This window comes from Vibrio sp. N418 (genome assembly GCF_000222565.1).
Lineage (GTDB): Bacteria > Pseudomonadota > Gammaproteobacteria > Enterobacterales > Vibrionaceae > Vibrio > Vibrio scophthalmi.
Genome location: NZ_AFWD01000024.1, coordinates 142,643 through 161,953 on the forward strand (window position 1 = coordinate 142,643; position 19,311 = coordinate 161,953).

Genomic DNA, 19,311 nt, shown 5'->3' on the forward strand with positions numbered 1-19,311 from the left:
TGGAAGGCAACCTATCGCCAACAGGCGTACTCTAGGCAAAACGCACGTGTAAAGAAAGGAGTTCACATGCAACAACAAGTTCTCGATTTTTGGTTTAACCAACTCGAAGCAAAAGATTGGTTCGTTGCCAATCAAGAGGTTGATAACGCCATCCGTGATCAATTTGGTGATTTACTCAAGCAAGCATCACAAGCGGAACTGTTTACATGGCGCGTCACACCGGAAGGCCGTTTGGCCGAGATCATTGTGCTTGACCAGTTTTCACGCAATATTTACCGCAATACCCCACTGGCTTTCAGCCAAGATCCATTAGCGCTCGGGCTTGCGCAGGAAGCAATTCGGTTAGAGGCTGACAAGTCACTCACCACCATTGAACGATCCTTCTTATACATGCCTTTTATGCATAGTGAGTCTGCTGCGATTCATAAACAAGCCGTCGTTCTATTTTCTCAACCGGGCATGGAAAATAACTACGATTTTGAGCTCAAGCACAAGCTAATCATTGACCGCTTTGGCCGTTACCCACATCGAAACGCAATCTTAAGCCGTGAAAGCACAACCGAAGAAATCGACTTTCTCAGCCAACCGGGCTCTAGCTTCTAAATGAGTACCTATCTTGCCGGATTGGCGCTAGGACTATCACTGATCATTGCGATTGGCGCGCAAAATGCGTTTGTTCTAAAGCAGGGTATTCAACGCCAGCATGTCTTTTTAGTTTGCTTACTGTGCGCGGCCTCGGATGCCATTTTGATTGCGGCCGGAGTTGCTGGGTTTGGCGTGTTGATAAAGCAATTTCCGAATTTGGAACTGTTTGCACGTTACGGCGGAGCACTGTTTCTATTTTGGTATGGCTTGCGCAGTCTCTATTCAGCATGGAACACCAACCATGCATTAACCCCACATGGGGATTCGCAAGCCAATGCCAAAAGGACTGCAATACTCTGCTTAGCTTTTACTTGGCTCAATCCCCATGTCTATCTTGATACCGTCGTGCTATTGGGTTCGATTTCCACCCAGTACGAACCCAATAAACTACACTTTGCCTTAGGTGCTATCTCAGGATCATTCTTATTCTTCTTTACCCTAGGATACGGTGCAAGATTACTTGCTCCAATATTTCGCCATCCACGCTCATGGAAGGTGTTAGAAGCAATCATTGGCATCGTGATGCTGCTGCTGGCTGCAAAATTGCTCGTGTAGGATTGCGGGGGGAATATGGTATGTTCAGTCGAGGATCACTCACTAAGGTAGATAAACGTCATTACGTAGGTAATTTGATATGATTGAGATCATCGGTTTAGACCATCTCGTGTTACGTACTAGTCGAATCACAGCAATGCTTGAGTTTTATCACCACATCCTCGGTTGCCGTATCGAGCGTACCCTACCCGACCTAGGCTTAACGCAACTCAGAGCCGGTCACGCTTTGATAGACATAGTGACCGTTGACAGCGAATTGGGACAATTAGGCGGTAAAGCACCACAGCAAAATGGTCGCAACCTTGACCATTTTTGTTTACAAATCGCCGCTCGCGACGAAGACACTCTATTACGTTATCTCCATCAGCATGGTATTCAAACCGAATCGTTTGTTGAACGTTATGGCGCACAAGGCTTTGGCCGCTCGCTCTATATCAGAGATCCTGAAGGTAATATCGTCGAACTCAAACCGTTTAAGGAACCATCATGATTTCATGCCAGCAATACGATTACCTTGAAATAGCCTGTCTTTATCATTTTTTGGTACGTATCACCCTAAAAGATCAGTCAGTGTACGAAGGTGTCGCGCGAGACACTCGCTATAACGAGCATCATCAAGAGTGTTTGATAATAGAAATCAAACAAGAAGAAATATTGCTACCAACAGAGTTAATGCTTTCACTCCAAGCACTCACCGACAACCCTCACTTCTCTTTGATTGAGTTCAACGCATAAAAATTCCAGCCATTTGGCTGGAATCTGCTTACCTGTTCTCCCTGAATTTGCACTCAGCGACCACAACACACCTTACAGTTTGAAGCAGCAATCAAGTCGGTAGTCATCACCGTTCTTCGCGGTGTACTCCTTGTCTTCACTGCAGGCACATGGACGGCCTTTTTGATCCCCTTTCACCAAGCTAATCCAATGGCGCATCGCCGCACTTGAATCCGCTTGTGGGAATGTGGTGCACGTTTCCATCTGGATATCATCAATATCGATATGTTCAACTGCCCCAGTGCCTTTGTGGTGACCAAACAGCACTTCCATGTGGCTACCATTGCCATCACGTAGCACGACGGAATGTGGGTCTTCTTTTTCACCAGTAAAAGCCACAAAGTGCTTAGGGTGCTTCAAACCACTATGACGGCCATCTTTGAAGTAAGCCATTACGTGGCGGTAATCAATCACATAAGCGGTTACATCACTGTGTGAACCATTCTCAAGCGGAAACAGTCTATCAAGTAGCTGCTTAGCTTTGAGTTGTTTCTCTGCTGCTTGTTCAGCATTGATTGCTTCCACGGCAAAGACTGCATTTGCAATAAATGGCGCTGTATTCGTTTGAATCTCATTATTATCGAAAGTTTGCATATTCATAGTCTTTCCCTCGCGGATAACACATCATCTAAGTCCCTACGCAGTTCATGAAACTTGTTTAGCAATTTAATGACAAATTTGTGAACTTGCATACTTTGTAGACTAGCGAATTTTTGACTACAATTTCACAACAAAAATTTTACAATGTGAATTTTACAAAATGTCCTTGTCAAAAAGCTTAATACGTCAGTCCCATTTCCTAGGAACAAAAATTAGGAATCTTAGGAAACGTAACCATTTAACGATGGAAGATCTCTCAGCGCGTTGTATTCGGATCAATCCTGAATATGCGCCATCCGTTTCTTATCTCTCGATGATAGAGCGAGGTAAGCGCGTACCAAGCATCGATATGCTTGAAGTGATCGCCGAGGTATTCCAAAAAGATCCGGCTTGGTTTTTAGATGATGAGCCTGCTCACGAAGCCATTACCCCCGATAAAGGCAACCGCGGTGGGATTAGTGGCATGGCGCTCGAACCAAGCTTTCTCTTCTCAAAAGACATTTTACAAATCGCCATTCCAGAAATGCTCTCGCAAACCGGCATTACTGGTCGTCAATTTGCGCACCTTTTGATCCGCGCTCATCAAGAGAGTCATCAAAACCACTTTCCCGATCTCGAAAGAGCAGCGGAAGAGGTTGGCCTCAAGCGCTTGAACTTGTCGGCGCAAGATCTTATGGATATCGCCCGTAGTATGGGACTGACGATTCGTTGGATTTCACGCTCGCCACAAGATGTGGTTGATGAACTAGGGGTCAGCGCAAAACAAGTGGTAACTTCGTTTTTTGAACCGCCGGGTTTTATCTATATCAATGAAATTCTGCGTGATTACCCTACTCGTCTCAAGTATGACCTAGCGGTTTATATCGGCCATTGCGTCTTGCACTCAAAAGAAGGCTTAAAAAGCGTTCTCTCGGTCGGTCATGCAAATAGCTGGGAAGAGCATCCAGATCAAAACAGCAGTTCTGACTTGAACTCAAAGGATATTTTGCAAGCATGGCGCGATTTTGAATCCAGTTTCTTCGCCGGAGCCTTGCTGTGCCCTAAAGTGCCCTTTCGCCAGTTACTCGATCGCAATGGCTACGAAATAGATGTACATAAAAAAGCGGGGGTTTCGCCATCCGTTGCCATGCGACGAATGACCGTTGTATCGCCTTATCCTCACTGGCACTATTTCGATGCTTATGGCCAAAACAAGCTCAAAGCGGTGTATCGTGGTAATGGCATCCCGCTACCTTGGGGCAATATGCGTAAAGTGAACGATCCCTGCCAACACTGGGCAGTATTTAGACGTTTATCAGAGCCGCAGAGTGCCACTTCTGCACAAATCTCTATTTTGCACGTTGGTGATGAACCGCGAATCTATTGCTGCGAATCGATCAACATGACCGACCCTGCAGGTAACAATCGCGTATTGTGTGCCGGGATAGATCTCAACCCCGCCATCGATGCGCAAGGCGGCCAATCGCGTGCCATTGCTGAAGAGTTAAAAGCCTTGTGTGTTGAAAGTGGTGGCAGTGCACCAATACCAAGACACATTCAGCAAGAATTTACTACGATTGCGAAAATACTGAACATCAATTGGGTCGAGCGAGGGCTCTATTCTGACGCACGAGTTATCTGTTCACGCGGAGCTGTTTGCCCGCGACAACCAAGTTGTTATCAGCGTTGTGGTGATAATTAACGGGATAGAGTGAAATCGACTGCATTACTGAAATTTAGGCAGAAAAAAAGCCAATCACAATAGAGATGATTGGCTATGTATGATTGTGAACAAATATTCGGTTCACTAACAACGTCAGTTGGCTAGGTGACCCTCGGCTTAATAAGGGTCATATTTAATAAAGCACAATGCGTGCCAAGTTTTTTAATTTATCTAAACGATTGTTTTTGGTTAAATGTTCAGCTGTTTCATGAAAACATCATGCATAGTGCTTTTGCAAAATGCAAATATAGAATATTTTGCAAATCCTCAATTTGCAAATTGCGAACATTATGGCTAATGATGTTGATTTTTGACGTGATACATTCGGCTGTCAGCTAACTTAAACATCTCTTCCACACTCACAAATCTTCGATCGTAGAGTGCATAGCCAATGCTCACCTCAATGTTGATAGCATGATGATCATACATAATTGGAGTCGTACTCACTGCACGAGTCAAAGTGCTGACAATACGCTCTACATCATGTTCTGTCGCGACTCTAGGGAGCAATACCAGAAATTCATCGCCTCCAACCCGTGCAACCACATCCGATGCCCTTAGAGCTCCTTGAATACGTTGAGCGATAACTTTTAGGACTTTATCTCCCGCCGCATGCCCTAGCTGATCATTGACCGATTTAAACTTATCTAAATCAATATTCAGCACTGCGAAGCCCTCGTTCACTTCTGAGCTTATTGCGAGTGAAAATTGATGCTCGATGGTATAAATAAAATATCGCCGATTGGGTAGCCCCGTCAGTTCATCGTGCAACGAACGTTCGTTTGCGGTGTGATACATACGCGATATCGCGAGGAACGACAGTGAGATAGCAAACAAGGCACAATAGCCAATAATGCGCGCGCTGTGGACTTGATACCAATCAAGTTGACTTAAGAAATCATTTTTTGCTGAGGCCGCAATCACCCAATGTCCATAAGGAAAGTAAACATTTTCAATTGCAAAAGCATTAGTGAAGGTCTCTTTTTCACCGAAGAACATCGCCCCCGCATGGCCAGAACTATCGACCCCGCGTAGAGCGATATTATATTGCTGATCTAACCGATATACGCCTGCGTCTTCAAAAAGAGCGTTCAAATCAATCACAACGCTGCACACTCCCCAATAGTTTTGGTTAAAGGGAGCATCGATAAAAATAGGCAAGCGAGCAATCAAGTGCCGGCCTCCTTGATACAATTCCACAGGCCCTGCAATAAATGTTTCTTTTATCGATTTGGCTTTCTGAATCGAAGACCATTGTTCGGGAACCATTCGATAATCTAACCCTAAGACGGATTCATTACCCTCAAGCGGATAGATGTACTTAACCACATCATTGGGCGCTAGCCCAATCACACGAATATGGCGACTACGTTGAAAAACATTTTCAGCCAATTTGTTCCAATCCAGTTTCTTCATATCAGGATTTAGCGCGACCAAAACTGGCAAGCTATTCAAGACATAGATATCAGAGACAATTAATGACTCCAAACGAGAACGCACTAAGGAAAGATCTTCTTTGGCATCTTCTTGCTCTAACGAATTAAGGTATTGCTGTTGATAGCGATTTAAAAACTCCACTCCCATCACAGCAATGAGCATAAACATGGCCCAACATAGAAATAACGGCCAATACCAGCCTTGGCGGTGCTTCATTCTACCGCTCCCCCTTAAACAAGCTAAATGCGACTCGCGAAAGCGCTATTAGCCAAAAAAAACAACTTGGCGCTACTATTGCTTTGCATGCTCCCGTCATGATCAACAGAGAGATGCTGCAATTTATATTTTTATCATTAGTAAACTATACTACGCGGCGTAGAATTCACCGTCAAAAAAGGCAATTCATTGATGAATTGAGCCGATAATGGAGAAAATAAATGGAAAAAAGCAGGAAATGGCAAACGGTGCAGGATGGCAAGCTCTTATACCTGCCCGACTTTATCGCTAAAGAGGAAGCCGATGCTCTCCATTCACTTTTGTTGCATCGAACCGCTTGGCAGCAAAAATCCATCTCTCTATTTGGAAAAACGATTCCGCAGCCTAGGCTCATCGCTTGGTATGGTGAGCGCAATTATCAATATTCAGGGCTGACGCTCGAAGCTCAACCAATGCCACAAGAAATCATCGCTATAAAACAGCGTTGCGAACAGGTATGCCAAAGTCAGTTCAACTCCGTCTTATTAAATCTCTACCGCGATGGTCAAGACTCAATGGGATGGCATCAAGACAATGAGCCCGAGCTTGGCATTAACCCCGTTATAGCTTCTCTCAGCTTGGGGGCACGTAGAATGTTTGCTCTTAAACATACCCAAAGTGGTGAAACTATTCGCCTAGAGCTTTCCCACGGCGCTTTGCTCGTAATGGGCGGGGCATTACAACACTACTGGAAACACGCTTTACCTAAAACAAAACGGCCTAAAGAGCCGCGAATTAATCTCACCTTCCGCACCATCAAATAGGGCCATTTATTGAATTAAATAACTTTACGTGAATCTGACTGATTACTCACATTGACAACAGTAATGTTTGTTATTGTTGTATACTCATCATTTTACTAGGGATATTCGATGCGCCGCTATTTTCTCACCCTCATACTTGGCCTAACCCTATCACATTCTGCTTTCGCTGATACACAGAGTGAACAATACCAACAATCAGCTGATTTGATCCGTCAAACTTATGAGCAAAAGCTCTTCACACTGCCTGCTTTCAAAGAAGGCCACTATGGTTTGCGAATGTATCGCCAAACATTAGATAAAAAATACTCCGCGGCAATCTGGAGTGATCTTGCCCGCGTCGCGAGTCGATTAAATTACTTCGCAGCAGACGTAAACACTCCGGAACAAATCTATCTTTATTCAGAAAAACGCCTAGAAGGTTACGTTGGTGACGAAGATGAACGCAGCATGCGCCGCTATACCGTCACAAAACACACACCAGAATATCTCTACCTGGGCGTCGACTTACTTGGCTCGATGGCAAGAGCAAACGAATATGGCCTCAAGCACCAACAAGATGCAAAATTGCGTCAAGTGATCCGCCGTTACGATTTTAACCACTACGCCAGTGATCCTGAGATGATTCGCGCATGGGCAGCACAACTAGCCAATCAAGTTTACTGGTTACGCCAACTTGGAGAACAAGATGTCGTACCGGCTTTTATCGAAGCATTTCGCAAAACCTACCCTGACGATAAAGACAGCAAGCTCTCTCCGCAGCAATACGGCAATAAACTGTATGGCATGACGCACATCATTTTTGCTGAATCAGAGTATTACCAAAAACAGGTCAACGAAAAAGATCATCAATGGATCTATGACTACTATCGAGACAATATCGATGAGATTCTGATCCGCGCAAAAGAAGATGTCATCGCAGAAGTGGGGATTAACTTCTTACTTGCCGGCCTTGAAAATGACCCAGTGGTGGCCAAAACACGCGCGGCCATTGCCGCAGCCGTTAATAAGCAGCATGGTATGGTACCTTCAAATACTGGCGACTTTGACTTCTCCAAAGGTGAGCACCGCAATGTACTAGCGATCATGTTGCTCGATTGGCAACAAGTAAACCAAGCGCCAACCTATACCAATCAACCAGAGATCTTCACGCGACTTCCTTACGGACTTGAAGCCAAATAACCCATCATACGCCCTCCTTCGAGGGCGTCTTTTTATAAAAAAGCACCGCTACTCGCTCATCAACGTCAATCTGCATGATCTTAGCGGATCAAATAACCCGAGCAACTTTCCGCTTTGTAACGAAATCACACTATAGATTCATATAATTTCAAGACCTTGGTCACAGTAAAACACCGCTATCCAGACTTCAGAGTGGATTTAATCTCCTAGACTTAGGGCAGAATATGAGTTAGGAGGCATAGCTACAAATGAGTAATTTTGTCGGCAGACACTTAGAAGAAATGGCAGATATCCGTGCAACTCGAAAATGTAAATTGGTGCGCCTGTGCTCGCTACTCTCTATCTGCGTGTTGACTGGTTATGGTTTTGCTTACTTCGCGAACCATGAAAATGTATTCGCGACCATCAACTTTGTCTGTTGCGTGGTGTTAGCCCTTAATCTTTGGCACCTTCACTACCATCGCAGCCTCAATTACTCAGACCTTATCCTCACTGGCGTACTCATGCTGCAAGGCGTGATATTGCTTCTCTACAGTGAACGCTTTCCTGATCGCTTAATGTGGATTTTCCCTATTATCGCCGCAACGATTTTGATCAATGAATTCAGAACAGGTCTTTTGTTCAGTGTGTCCTTTTGCGCCTTAGCGATCGCCGCAAGCCTTTTTACCGATGCGGTTTTTACTCAGTTGGATACCTCACATGAGCGTTTCATTCTAAGCCTTGTCGTCATCTGCTTGATCTGCAATACCGCCTCTTTCTACTACTCTAAAATGCTCAACTATATCCAGTCGCTCTACCGTGAAGGCATAGAAGATCTCGCCTACCTCGATCAATTAACCGGGCTGGCTAATCGGTGGAGTTTTGAACATTGGGCAACCAAAAAATTGGCAGAAATAATCCACTTACCTTCAACAACCGCTCTGGTCTTTTTAGATATTGATGACTTTAAAGAAATCAATGACACCTATGGGCATGAAGTGGGCGATCGAGTGTTACAACAGTTCTCCAAACGGTTAAAGAACAACATTAGAACCCGAGATCGTGACAGTAATAAACACGACTACTCAATCGCAAGATTTGCCGGAGATGAGTTTGTCATTTTACTTTATGATGTGCGCAGCAAGCAGGATCTAGAAGGTATTTTGCATCGAATTTGTCATTTATTTCAGGACAGTTATTCCGGTTCGAAACAGGTAAGCAGCTTAACCGTTAGCGTCGGGGTAGCGTTATATCCTCAAGATGCAGATAACTTACATGAGTTAACACGTTGCGCAGATAAAGCGATGTATGCAGCGAAACATAAAGGGAAGAATCAATTTCAGTATTACCATGGTGACACGCTTTGTTCACTGCAAGAGATTCCCACATTAACAGAAGGCAATGTCAGGAAGCTCAACAACGCTTAACCGGTCATGTACATCACCCAAAGTAACCCGACTAACGCAACAATGAGCCAAATAGCGTAACGAACAGAATGCTTATTTTCCGATAACGAGGGAATAATCGGCTTGAGTGCTCGCTTTTTCGCACGTTTCACGATTGCATCGTCTTCACTAAGATCTAAATCCTCCGCACGTTGACGCTGCTCTCGCGCAATCTGGGCACGATTAGCCACTCGACCAAAGCGATGAAGTTGATCAGGAGTAAAACCTTCATCAGGATCATAACGTGAATTTGAGTCAGTACGTCGGGAACCCACTGCCATACTTACCTCCTCATAAACGATTATGGATACTATAAGTATAGTCAACTGATTGAATTGTAGGCTCGGATATTACGAACTCACCCATCGAATTTATCGAACATAATGGTCAGTTTTACCAAGGGGAGTTGATAGAAAAAGTAACGCAGAATAACGCTAAGGTTTTTACTTATACTCAATAGCTGCAATATAAGTGGGGATTGGGGAAAGAATTATAACCGACGAAGACATCATCCACTGTCGTCTGCGATTAAAAGCAGTTTGGTTAATGCCGCGCCTAAGCGCGGCACTTTTTTTATAGATATTCGCAGAAATATGCGGTCGCCATTTCAACACGAAGTTCAAATGAAGAATCACCTGAAACGTTAAATGACTCACCGTCTTTGAACGTAGTCCAATCAAGCTCACCTTCACGTTTGATCGTTAGTGCACCTTTAATCACGGTCATTTTCTCTGGAGATGCGGTGCCAAAGGTGTATTCACCAGGAGCCATCACACCCACACTTGATTCATCGCTTAGTTGAGTAAACGCTAGTGACTGTACATTACCTTCAAAATAAACATTGTGTTTCATTTTTCTTCCTTGAGCTTGCTGAATAATAGTCATCGACTCAACGCTATCGCTCAGCCGATTTTAAAGTGATCTTTTATCCTAAATTTATCGGTCCAACAAGCACTAAGTGAATAAAATCAATTAGCCTCGGAAATACCTTTGCGGAACAAATGGCATCTTTTCGATCGTCATTGGTAACATCTTTCCGCGAACTTCAGCGAAAACTTGTGTGCCGACTGTGGCAAGATCGGCGCTCACATACCCCATTGACACAGGCTTACCTGCTGTAGGGCCTGCCGTTCCACTGGTTACATTACCAATTCGCTGACCATCAGCATCAAACAACTCACAACCTTCGCGTACTGGCGCTTTGGTTTCTCCAACTAACCCCACGCGTTTGCGCGCTACTTGCTTTGTTTCAATCTGAGTAAGAACAATGTCTGCCCCCGGGAAGCCACCAGCACGCGCTTCACCAGAGCGACGTACCTTTTGAATGCCCCATAATAAACTCGCTTCGACAGGGGTAGTGGTTTCATCCAAATCATGGCCATACAGACACAAACCGCACTCAAGACGCAGAGAGTCACGAGCACCAAGCCCAATCCACTCAACTTCCTGTTCGGCAAGTAATGCTTGTGCTAATGCTTTCGCATGTTCAGCTGGCACCGATATTTCATAGCCATCTTCACCGGTATAACCGCTACGAGAAATGATGCAATCCACATCGAGCAAAGAATATTGACCGACATCCATAAAGATCATCTCTGCCACCGCAGGTTGTAAACGCTGTAAAACATTCACCGCTTTAGGCCCTTGTAATGCAAGTAGCGCACGATCTTCAATCACCTCAAGCTCAACCCCTTGCGGAAGATGATCTTGTAGATGAGTAATATCTTGTGTTTTACATGCCGCATTAACGACAACAAACAAATGGTCACCTAAATTGGCCACCATCAAGTCATCCATAATGCCGCCTTGAGCATTGGTAAAAAACGCATAGCGCTGATTACCTACCGGTAAATCGATAATGTCGACTGGCACTAAAGTTTCAAGAAATGCTGCTGCATCCACGCCTTTTAAACGCAATTGCCCCATGTGTGACACATCAAATAAACCTGCCTGTTCACGAGTGTGTAAATGTTCTTTTTTTACACCTAACTTGTATTGAACTGGCATATCGTAACCGGCGAAAGGGACCATTTTCGCCCCCGCTTCAAGATGCAAATCATGCAATGGTGTGGTCAGTAGCACTTCAGTCATGGGGCTCTCCAAATGTCCGTTTGGTTCTACTTCGGATTCCTGCGATCGAGTTAAGCAGGAACCGATAAGAAATCTTGTTTCCGATAATAAACATGATACAGGTGAGTTTGCACGGTTAAAATTTACCCATAGATGTAAAGTGTGACATTTAACATTTTACGAACATTCGTTACCGTATTCATTGCCATGCAAAGAGGCATAAAATAATATGAGCTGGCTTCGGCCAGCTCAAGAAATCCATGATTGCAGTGTGTATTTCCAATTGGAAACAACCTGCTTATTTTGCGGTTACCCAAAGAATATGAGCATCTTCATCACTGATTGAAACCAGCATATGCCCCATATTGGCATCATAATAAACACTGTCACCCTCACCCAAAACAACCGGTTCATAGAACTCGGAATAGAAGGTAACAGAGCCAGAAAGAATCAATAAAAACTCCTCACCTTCATGCCTAACCCAATCGCTATATTCATCAAATGAACGGGCACGAACACGGCTTTTAAATGGCATCATCTTCTTGTTGAGCAATTGCGTGGCCAGTAATTCATGCTCGTAAGTTTGTGTCGGGTGCGGTTTTCCTTGCCCTTGCAATGTAATATCCCTGCGCCCCGTCGCCACCTTTTTCTCAGGTGCTTCAAAGAGTTGTGGCATGTCTATTTGCAAACCGTTGGCCAATTTTTGCATCGCCTGGAAGGTTGGCGATATTTGCTCATTTTCAATTTTGCTTAACGTTGAACGTGCCAACCCAGTGCGCTGACTAGCCTCTTCCAAGGTAATACCTAAGCGGGCGCGGATCTCTTTGATGCGTACTCCCAGCTTCAGTGGCGCAATGGCCTGCTCTTGGCTCTCTTTAGCTAGTGTTAATGATGGATACTCATCATAAATTTCTTCCGCCATGCATCCCCCAGCGAATTAAACATCCTGTATGACGTTGCATTGTGCAATAAGCCCTCAAAAGAAAAAAGGATAAAAGTTCGCCAATCGTGGGTTTGCTAACAAATCCTGAAACTATGTTTCCTATAGGAAATTTTAGGGTTGATTGTTTTTACACCAACCGCTATGTTACCGAGATGTTAGTTGCAAATCGTTTATTCATGGGCATTTACAACCATTCAATAAGGCAGAAACAGAGGCTCGATGCTTACCAAGAGCGCACTCACCTTATTCGAAATAAACGTAGCCTAGAATCCGTGACTAAACAGAGCGTAATTCAGTGATCGGTCACTCAAAAATCCGCATTAAAGTAATGCAAACTGATCAATGCGGACTTGTGATCGATAATAAGGTCAGGCGATGTTTTGCTGATTAGCGTCTTGAAAAAGACTTGATCAGCAAAACAGACAAGCCGCGGCTTTGGCGTAGCAAAATTTAGACTCAGTAATATAGACGTAATAATTTAGACGCAATGGTAGCAAGCAAGTGCAGAGTGTTTAGGGCCTTCCTAACACGTAAAAAAGAAAGATGAGATAACATCTGCCTGCACTCTCTTTTTACCTAAAAATGAAATGTGGAGATCAAGCAATGGACAAAACCCTCAAGTTTACAGACAGCCATGAATGGGTGCGTGATAACGGTGATGGTACTGTAACCATCGGCATCTCTGAGCATGCACAAGAAATGCTTGGTGATGTTGTTTTCGTAGACTTACCTGAAGTCGAAGCAGAAATCGATGCAGGTGAAAACTTCTCATTAGTTGAATCAGTGAAAGCCGCATCTGACATCTACGCGCCAGTCACCGGTGAAATCATCGAAGTGAACGAGGAGCTTGAGGACAGTCCTGAGCTTATCAACGAAGAGCCATACGAAGGCGGTTGGATCGTCAAAGTAAAATTGTCTGATCCGGAAGAGTTAAACGATCTCAAAGACGCAGACGAATATTTAAACTCTATCGAAGAAGAATAATAAATCAGCAAAAGCTGCCCATGAAAGTGGGCGGCTTTTTTTAAAGGCTCGTATTAATGGATATCGGTATCTTTTTCTCACCAGAGTCAAAAAGCCCCCGACATCCGAGCCAGAAGGTAAAGGATAATGACAACACTACTTCAAAGCCTCAGCACTCAACATGAGTTCGTTGCTCGCCACAACGGACCAAACAAAGCCGACCAACAAGCAATGCTCGATGCGATCGATGCAAAAAGCTTGGATGAGTTGATCATTCAAACCGTGCCAGCACAAATCCGCTTGGAAAAACCACTCATGCTCACCGAAGCCAAGAGTGAAGCCGATATGCTTGCCGCCATGAAACAGTTTGCCAAGCTCAATCAAATTAAGCGCACTTACATTGGCCAAGGGTACTACAACACCTTCACGCCAAATGTTATTTTGCGTAATGTATTCGAAAATCCAGGTTGGTATACCGCTTATACGCCTTACCAACCGGAAATATCACAAGGCCGCCTTGAAGCACTACTCAACTTCCAACAAATGGTGATGGACTTAACTGGCATGGAAATCGCCAATGCATCCTTGTTGGATGAAGCCACTGCGGCTGCGGAAGCGATGGCCCTATGCAAACGAGCAGGCAAGAGCAAAAGTAACCAGTTCTTCGTCGCTACGGATGTGCACCCACAAACTATTGGAGTGGTTAAAACCCGTGCAAAATACATCGGTTTTGACGTGGTCATTGATGACGTTGACTCACTACCTAATCACGATGTGTTCGGAGCTTTAGTTCAATACCCATCGACCACGGGTGAAGTACGCGATATCACTGATATCATTAGCGCCGCGCAAGCCAACAAAACTCTAGTGACCGTCGCCACCGATCTGCTTGCCAGTACGCTTTTAAAACCTGCGGGTGAAATGGGCGCCGATGTAGTAATAGGCTCTGCTCAGCGTTTTGGCGTGCCAATGGGTTATGGTGGCCCACACGCCGCCTTCATGGCGACCAAAGACAAACACAAACGTACCATGCCTGGTCGCGTTATCGGTGTTTCCATTGATGCTAAAGGTAACCAAGCGCTGCGCATGGCAATGCAAACTCGTGAGCAACATATCCGCCGCGAGAAAGCGACCTCAAACATCTGTACTGCGCAGGCTCTACTGGCCAATATGGCCTCGTTCTACGCGGTATATCATGGTGCAGAAGGCTTGCGTACTATCGCTCGTCGCACACACCATATGACGGCAATCCTTGCCGCTGGGCTAACTAAGTCAGGCTACGAACTGGCGCATAATAGCTTTTTTGACACCATTACCATCAACAGTGGTGATCAAACCGAAGCGCTCTATCAAAAAGCCCAGTCAAACGACATCAACCTTCGCTTGCTAAAATCTTCACACCAACTCGGCGTAAGCTTAGATGAAACTACCACTGTCGTGGATATCGAAGCACTCTTTAACATCTTTGATATCAAAGAAAATGTGGCAGCTCTCGCCGTGGATATAGAGAAAAATGAGTTTGCTGCGATTCCTGAATCTTGTCGTCGCACCAGCACATATTTAACGCACCCAGTGTTTAACACTCATCACAGTGAAACGCAGATGATGCGTTACCTTAAACAGCTAGAAAATAAAGACTTCTCGCTCACTCATGGCATGATCCCGCTGGGCAGTTGTACCATGAAACTCAATGCAGCTGCCGAAATGATTCCTGTCACTTGGCCAGAGTTTGGCGCGCTGCACCCATTTGTGCCTCTTGAGCAAGCCGCTGGTTACACCGCGCTAGCGAAAGATCTTAAGCAGAAACTGTGTGAAATCACCGGTTACGACGACTTCTCGCTACAACCAAACTCTGGAGCATCAGGCGAATACGCAGGTCTTATCGCGATTCAGCGTTACCATGAAAGCCATGGCGACGCACATCGCAATGTCTGTTTGATCCCAAGCTCCGCGCATGGCACTAACCCTGCTACAGCCTCTATGGTGTCAATGAAAGTCGTGGTAGTGAAATGCGACCAAGAAGGTAACATCGATATTAACGATCTGGCTGATAAAATCGAAAAACACCGCGATAACCTATCCAGCATCATGATCACCTACCCTTCAACCCACGGCGTGTATGAAGAACAAGTGAAGCTGGTATGCGAAATGGTGCACAAAGCTGGCGGCCAAGTGTACCTTGATGGTGCCAATATGAACGCGCAAGTAGGCTTAACCACGCCGGGCTTTATTGGCTCAGACGTTTCGCACCTTAACCTGCACAAAACCTTCTGTATTCCGCATGGTGGTGGTGGCCCAGGTATGGGACCTATTGGGGTGAAATCCCACCTTACACCTTTCCTACCCGGTCATATTGAAAACGGAGTCGAAGGCGAAGCGTTTGCCGTTTCCGCTGCAGATCTCGGCAGTGCATCAATTCTACCTATCTCATGGGCTTATATTGCCATGATGGGCGAAGTAGGCTTAACCGAAGCAACCAAGGTGGCAATTTTAAATGCCAACTATGTGATGGAAATGCTGCGCCCATACTACCCAGTGCTTTACCGAGGTACCAATGGCCGTGTGGCGCACGAATGCATTATCGATATTCGTCCACTCAAAGAAGCCACCGGCATTAGCGAAGAAGACATTGCCAAACGCTTAATGGATTACGGCTTCCACGCGCCAACGATGTCGTTCCCAGTGGCGGGCACGTTGATGGTTGAGCCAACCGAATCGGAAGACTTGGAAGAGTTGGATCGCTTCTGCGAAGCCATGGTTGCTATTCGTTTAGAGATGGACAAAGTGAAAAATGGTGAATGGCCGTTAGATAACAACCCACTGGTGAATGCACCACATACACAAGTGGATCTGTCTGATGACCAATGGGATCGTCCTTACTCGCGTGAGGTTGCGTGTTTCCCATCTTACGCCACCAAGCAATCGAAATACTGGCCAACCGTAAACCGCGTCGATAATGTTTATGGCGATCGTAATTTGATCTGCTCATGCCCAAGTGTGGATCATTATCAATAGGAGTGTGAGGATTGAGGATAACTAATTAAGTTGGTTATCTTAATGAAGTTGGTTAATTCCTAATAATTCAAAAGCGAACCGAATGGTTCGCTTTTTGGTTATTGGGCTAAGCTACCTGGCGTCAATCAACTTCGCGACTCTGCTAGCGATGATATCGCTGGCACGTATCTGGACAAAAATGTGTTTTGGAAAATCGAGCTTTAGCACTTTATGAATTACTTAAAGTATGGAAACGTCGCACGCTTAACTGGCTGTCTAAAGCTAATGGTACAGATCACAACGATGGTAAATCCGTACGATACCTATAGCTAAAAACGAAATTGCTCAAACACAACAAGATCTCCAGCAGCATACTTCTCGCCTGAAATCATATAGTCATTTGCTAGTCTTCCGCTTGTCACGTTCCCTCTTTCATCAAGCGAAATCTGAGTTGATGCTTTATAAACATAAGATCCAAACTTCGTATCAGCAGCCAAAACACCTTCTTTTACTTTCCCATTATCATGAAAGAAAACACCTAATAAATCAGAAGAATAAAGAACGCCATCAATAATTTGATCATATGCTAAATATGCACTTTCTAATCCATTAATATTAAAATCTATGCGGCCACTTTTATACTCTACACCTTTATAATTAAAACCCTCTGTTAGCACCGCTGCAACAATTTTCATTTTAGGGTTCCTAGGTTGATAGAAAAAGTATGAACCTTTTGAAATCAGAATGCCTTTATGTTCGAAGCTTTTATCAAAATACTGACCACCAATGAAACTCGATAGCGCCATATTACAAGACTCTGATAAATAATCTCTATCGCTATCCAAGCAACTGACAACGTCACGCTCTGACTTTAAATTGCATCTTGATTCTATTTCGACAGTGCACTCGTTTGTTATAGAAGAAAGGATGCTTCGTGCTTGACTGTATATCTGTATTTTTCTTTGCTTATGTAAACTCTGAGAGCTAAACTCGCCATATTCAGACTTTGCAATTTGAAATTCTCTAACCAACTCCAAGAGGCGACTATCGCCCGCAAATAAATCGTTTGAAACTAATAATAACAATACTGTAAAACGATTCATCATACCGAGTTCTCCTCATATACCGCTAGTTAGATGGCAAACGATCACCTTTCATATTCGCATGATGCCGTCTTTTACTTATTATTTCAATTTACAATCAATAAGTTAAAGATAATAAAGGATGGTTAGTTTAGTAAATGAAGCGTAGCCCCTAGTTACGCTTTGTTTCCCTATTCGATTTCAGTTAAAAACGCACCTAACATGACTAGTTGTTAGGCGATTACTACCGTTTCAGGCATACCTAGCCCTGTAAGCTTATTTAACGCTTTTATCATGGCGTAAATCTCACAAACCTGAGCATTGTAACTTCTTAAGCTTAATGTACCGCCGAACAGTTTTTTCAAACAGAACATCGCCGTCTCTGAGAGCAAACGTTTATGGTAGCCAATGCTTATTTGAACCGTATAGCTTCTGGCAACCGACCGCTCACCAAAAGGGACACTCACCATGAAGTAACCAAAGTATCGCTCACCAAAAAGGACACACACCATAACGTAACCAAAGTATGGTTTGGTGATAAGCTCGTTATACGTTGAGGTATTTAATATTGCGACTGTCTTTCTGTCTTTGATTATTGAGAGGTGAACACTACTCGAGACCAACAATGACCACAGCCAGAAGACAACAGATATCCGTCGATGCAACACCCTATTATCACTGCGTTTCTCGCTGCGTTAGGCGCAGTTTATTGTGTGGTATTGACCCGTTAACAAAGCAAAATTTTGAGCATCGCCGCGAGTGGATCAAAAACAAAATGTATGCGCTCTCGCAAGTCTACTGCATCGATATTTGTGCTTATGCGATTATGAGCAACCACTATCATCTGGTCATGCATATCAATCGAGACAAGGCCACTACGCTTTCTAACCATGAAGTGGTCGAGCGCTGGCAGCAAGAGCACAAACTTCCAAGTCTTGTTCACGCTGGTTATTGGGGCAATTAGCCACTGAGGCGGAAACAGAAGCTTGTTTGTTAATCATTGACTCTTGGCGCTCTCGCTTATGGAGTCTTAGCTGGTTTATGAAAGAGCTCAATTTTGATATTGCTTGCCAAGCCAATAGAGAAGAAGATTGTAAGGGGCATGTTTGGGAAAGCCGCTTTAAAAGTCAGGCATTACTCGATGAACAAGCACTCGCTGCGGCGATGGCTTATGTCGATTTAAACCCATTGAGAGCGGGCATTGCCAAAACGCCAGAAACCTCAGAATTCACTTCGATACAAGCCAGATTGAAAGCGTTAAACCATCAACAAGAAACCGCTCCATGCTTGCACCCGTTTATCGGCAATCCAACCAACAAAAAACTCGATGGCATTCCCTTTCGACTGATGGATTATCTTGAACTGGTGGATTGGAGTGCGCGCCAATTTCGAGAGGGAAAAGCTTATTTAGGGGCAGGCGTGCCGCCGATACTACAACGGCTCAACCTAAACCAGCGCAATTGGCTCAGAGCCTGTACTGAATTAGAACGTCATCGTAGTACCGCCGTTGGCTGTCTCTGCACTATCGAACCAGCCAGAAGTCACTTAAACAAAAAACGGATACATCTTTTTCGCTTAGATGGTTGAATATCGCCGATTTACTCTCTTAATAACACAGCCAATCCAACGAATGACCATATTCGTTTGTCTTCGTTCCTCCAACCTCACCTCATTTAACCAATATTGTATTTTTCCACCAAATAAACGCCAAATGATCAGCAATTTAAAGAGTATCGATGACCTTGATATTGCTCGACATCTCAGAATCATGATTTTTCTATATAGTGTCTGTCCTGTTTGTACCCTTTTTGTATCAGTGCCTGTCCTTTGTATTAAAGAAGCACCTTTGAAAGGGTTTTTGGGCGTTAGTGGACAACTCGATATAAGAAATTAGTTGAACTGTTACCGAACAATCAATTCAATT

At 44.4% G+C, this 19,311-nt stretch carries 17 protein-coding genes and 2 pseudogenes; 11 read left to right on the plus strand and 8 right to left on the minus strand.

The window, feature by feature from the left end:
• The first annotated feature begins 66 nt into the window (after positions 1-66).
• The 4 genes from RH86_RS04300 to RH86_RS04315 all read left to right on the plus strand — a co-directional run bounded on the left by RH86_RS04300 (position 67) and on the right by RH86_RS04315 (position 1,935).
• The gene (locus tag RH86_RS04300) at positions 67-603 is read left to right on the plus strand and encodes a DUF924 family protein (RefSeq protein ID WP_009385161.1); all 537 of its coding nucleotides are present in this window, start codon (positions 67-69) and stop codon (positions 601-603) included.
• Positions 604-1,200 carry a LysE/ArgO family amino acid transporter gene (locus RH86_RS04305; RefSeq protein ID WP_009385162.1) on the plus strand — a complete coding sequence of 199 codons (597 nt, stop codon included), beginning with the start codon at positions 604-606 and terminating at the stop codon, positions 1,198-1,200.
• Between the two features lie 79 nt (positions 1,201-1,279).
• The gene (locus RH86_RS04310; RefSeq protein WP_009385163.1) at positions 1,280-1,690 is read left to right on the plus strand and encodes a VOC family protein; all 411 of its coding nucleotides are present in this window, start codon (positions 1,280-1,282) and stop codon (positions 1,688-1,690) included.
• Positions 1,687-1,935 (plus strand): Rho-binding antiterminator, encoded by a 249-nt coding sequence (locus RH86_RS04315; RefSeq protein WP_009385164.1) that lies wholly within the window; start codon positions 1,687-1,689, stop codon positions 1,933-1,935. The genes RH86_RS04310 and RH86_RS04315 overlap by 4 nt, the downstream gene beginning before the upstream one ends.
• Before the next feature lie 72 nt (positions 1,936-2,007).
• On the opposite strand, the gene RH86_RS04320 is transcribed toward RH86_RS04315, so the two are convergent.
• The gene (locus tag RH86_RS04320) at positions 2,008-2,574 is read right to left on the minus strand and encodes a malate synthase (protein ID WP_009385165.1); all 567 of its coding nucleotides are present in this window, start codon (positions 2,572-2,574) and stop codon (positions 2,008-2,010) included.
• 160 nt (positions 2,575-2,734) lie between these two features.
• Between RH86_RS04320 and RH86_RS04325 the strand changes: the two genes are divergently transcribed.
• Positions 2,735-4,255 (plus strand): DUF3612 domain-containing protein, encoded by a 1,521-nt coding sequence (locus RH86_RS04325; protein ID WP_009385166.1) that lies wholly within the window; start codon positions 2,735-2,737, stop codon positions 4,253-4,255.
• Positions 4,256-4,570: 315 nt separating this feature from the next.
• On the opposite strand, the gene RH86_RS04330 is transcribed toward RH86_RS04325, so the two are convergent.
• On the minus strand, positions 4,571-5,929 hold the full coding sequence (locus RH86_RS04330; RefSeq protein ID WP_009385167.1) for a diguanylate cyclase: 1,359 nt from the start codon (positions 5,927-5,929) through the stop codon (positions 4,571-4,573).
• Positions 5,930-6,150: 221 nt separating this feature from the next.
• Between RH86_RS04330 and RH86_RS04335 the strand changes: the two genes are divergently transcribed.
• The 3 genes from RH86_RS04335 (at position 6,151) to RH86_RS04345 (ending at position 9,317) form a co-directional block, all read left to right on the plus strand.
• Entirely contained in the window at positions 6,151-6,732 is a 582-nt protein-coding gene (locus RH86_RS04335; RefSeq protein WP_009385168.1) for an alpha-ketoglutarate-dependent dioxygenase AlkB family protein, read from the plus strand.
• 108 nt (positions 6,733-6,840) lie between these two features.
• Positions 6,841-7,911, plus strand: coding sequence for a DUF3541 domain-containing protein (locus RH86_RS04340; RefSeq protein ID WP_005595318.1), 1,071 nt, complete (start codon positions 6,841-6,843; stop codon positions 7,909-7,911).
• Between the two features lie 248 nt (positions 7,912-8,159).
• Positions 8,160-9,317 (plus strand): GGDEF domain-containing protein, encoded by a 1,158-nt coding sequence (locus RH86_RS04345; protein ID WP_009385169.1) that lies wholly within the window; start codon positions 8,160-8,162, stop codon positions 9,315-9,317.
• Here the strand turns inward: RH86_RS04345 and RH86_RS04350 are convergent.
• From RH86_RS04350 to RH86_RS04365, 4 genes are all read right to left on the minus strand, one after another.
• Positions 9,314-9,616 carry a hypothetical protein gene (locus tag RH86_RS04350; RefSeq protein ID WP_009385170.1) on the minus strand — a complete coding sequence of 101 codons (303 nt, stop codon included), beginning with the start codon at positions 9,614-9,616 and terminating at the stop codon, positions 9,314-9,316. The two genes, RH86_RS04345 and RH86_RS04350, sit on opposite strands and share 4 nt — an antisense overlap.
• A 292-nt stretch (positions 9,617-9,908) precedes the next feature.
• A complete protein-coding gene (locus RH86_RS04355; RefSeq protein ID WP_005595314.1) occupies positions 9,909-10,187 on the minus strand; it encodes a pyrimidine/purine nucleoside phosphorylase in 279 nt (92 codons plus the stop codon).
• Positions 10,188-10,307: 120 nt separating this feature from the next.
• Complete coding sequence (gene gcvT, locus RH86_RS04360; RefSeq protein WP_009385171.1) at positions 10,308-11,426, minus strand: glycine cleavage system aminomethyltransferase GcvT; 1,119 nt, start codon at positions 11,424-11,426, stop codon at positions 10,308-10,310.
• Between the two features lie 277 nt (positions 11,427-11,703).
• Complete coding sequence (locus tag RH86_RS04365) at positions 11,704-12,327, minus strand: helix-turn-helix domain-containing protein (protein ID WP_009385172.1); 624 nt, start codon at positions 12,325-12,327, stop codon at positions 11,704-11,706.
• Positions 12,328-12,951: 624 nt separating this feature from the next.
• On the opposite strand from RH86_RS04365, the gene gcvH reads away from it, so the two are divergent.
• On the plus strand, positions 12,952-13,332 hold the full coding sequence (gene gcvH / locus RH86_RS04370) for a glycine cleavage system protein GcvH (RefSeq protein WP_009385173.1): 381 nt from the start codon (positions 12,952-12,954) through the stop codon (positions 13,330-13,332).
• Positions 13,333-13,458: 126 nt separating this feature from the next.
• Positions 13,459-16,326, plus strand: a complete 2,868-nt coding sequence (gcvP, locus tag RH86_RS04375; RefSeq protein ID WP_009385174.1) for an aminomethyl-transferring glycine dehydrogenase — start codon at positions 13,459-13,461, stop codon at positions 16,324-16,326.
• A gap of 308 nt (positions 16,327-16,634) precedes the next feature.
• On the opposite strand, the gene RH86_RS04380 is transcribed toward gcvP, so the two are convergent.
• A complete protein-coding gene (locus RH86_RS04380; RefSeq protein WP_009385175.1) occupies positions 16,635-17,411 on the minus strand; it encodes a hypothetical protein in 777 nt (258 codons plus the stop codon).
• Between the two features lie 209 nt (positions 17,412-17,620).
• Positions 17,621-17,834 (minus strand): annotated as a pseudogene (locus tag RH86_RS04385) (IS5/IS1182 family transposase); the annotation flags it as partial.
• 262 nt (positions 17,835-18,096) lie between these two features.
• On the opposite strand from RH86_RS04385, the pseudogene RH86_RS04390 reads away from it, so the two are divergent.
• Positions 18,097-18,974, plus strand: a pseudogene (locus RH86_RS04390) (transposase).
• Positions 18,975-19,311: the final 337 nt, after the last annotated feature.

What these genes read in the sequence shown, in the direction of transcription:
- RH86_RS04300 (WP_009385161.1), top strand. Translation starts at nt 67, where the DNA reads ATGCAACAACAAGTTCTCGATTTTTGGTTTAACCAACTCGAAGCAAAA.
- RH86_RS04305 (WP_009385162.1), top strand. Translation starts at nt 604, where the DNA reads ATGAGTACCTATCTTGCCGGATTGGCGCTAGGACTATCACTGATCATT.
- RH86_RS04310 (WP_009385163.1), top strand. Translation starts at nt 1,280, where the DNA reads ATGATTGAGATCATCGGTTTAGACCATCTCGTGTTACGTACTAGTCGA.
- RH86_RS04315 (WP_009385164.1), top strand. Translation starts at nt 1,687, where the DNA reads ATGATTTCATGCCAGCAATACGATTACCTTGAAATAGCCTGTCTTTAT.
- RH86_RS04320 (WP_009385165.1), bottom strand. Translation starts at nt 2,574, where the DNA reads ATGAATATGCAAACTTTCGATAATAATGAGATTCAAACGAATACAGCG.
- RH86_RS04325 (WP_009385166.1), top strand. Translation starts at nt 2,735, where the DNA reads ATGTCCTTGTCAAAAAGCTTAATACGTCAGTCCCATTTCCTAGGAACA.
- RH86_RS04330 (WP_009385167.1), bottom strand. Translation starts at nt 5,929, where the DNA reads ATGAAGCACCGCCAAGGCTGGTATTGGCCGTTATTTCTATGTTGGGCC.
- RH86_RS04335 (WP_009385168.1), top strand. Translation starts at nt 6,151, where the DNA reads ATGGAAAAAAGCAGGAAATGGCAAACGGTGCAGGATGGCAAGCTCTTA.
- RH86_RS04340 (WP_005595318.1), top strand. Translation starts at nt 6,841, where the DNA reads ATGCGCCGCTATTTTCTCACCCTCATACTTGGCCTAACCCTATCACAT.
- RH86_RS04345 (WP_009385169.1), top strand. Translation starts at nt 8,160, where the DNA reads ATGAGTAATTTTGTCGGCAGACACTTAGAAGAAATGGCAGATATCCGT.
- RH86_RS04350 (WP_009385170.1), bottom strand. Translation starts at nt 9,616, where the DNA reads ATGGCAGTGGGTTCCCGACGTACTGACTCAAATTCACGTTATGATCCT.
- RH86_RS04355 (WP_005595314.1), bottom strand. Translation starts at nt 10,187, where the DNA reads ATGAAACACAATGTTTATTTTGAAGGTAATGTACAGTCACTAGCGTTT.
- gcvT (WP_009385171.1), bottom strand. Translation starts at nt 11,426, where the DNA reads ATGACTGAAGTGCTACTGACCACACCATTGCATGATTTGCATCTTGAA.
- RH86_RS04365 (WP_009385172.1), bottom strand. Translation starts at nt 12,327, where the DNA reads ATGGCGGAAGAAATTTATGATGAGTATCCATCATTAACACTAGCTAAA.
- gcvH (WP_009385173.1), top strand. Translation starts at nt 12,952, where the DNA reads ATGGACAAAACCCTCAAGTTTACAGACAGCCATGAATGGGTGCGTGAT.
- gcvP (WP_009385174.1), top strand. Translation starts at nt 13,459, where the DNA reads ATGACAACACTACTTCAAAGCCTCAGCACTCAACATGAGTTCGTTGCT.
- RH86_RS04380 (WP_009385175.1), bottom strand. Translation starts at nt 17,411, where the DNA reads ATGATGAATCGTTTTACAGTATTGTTATTATTAGTTTCAAACGATTTA.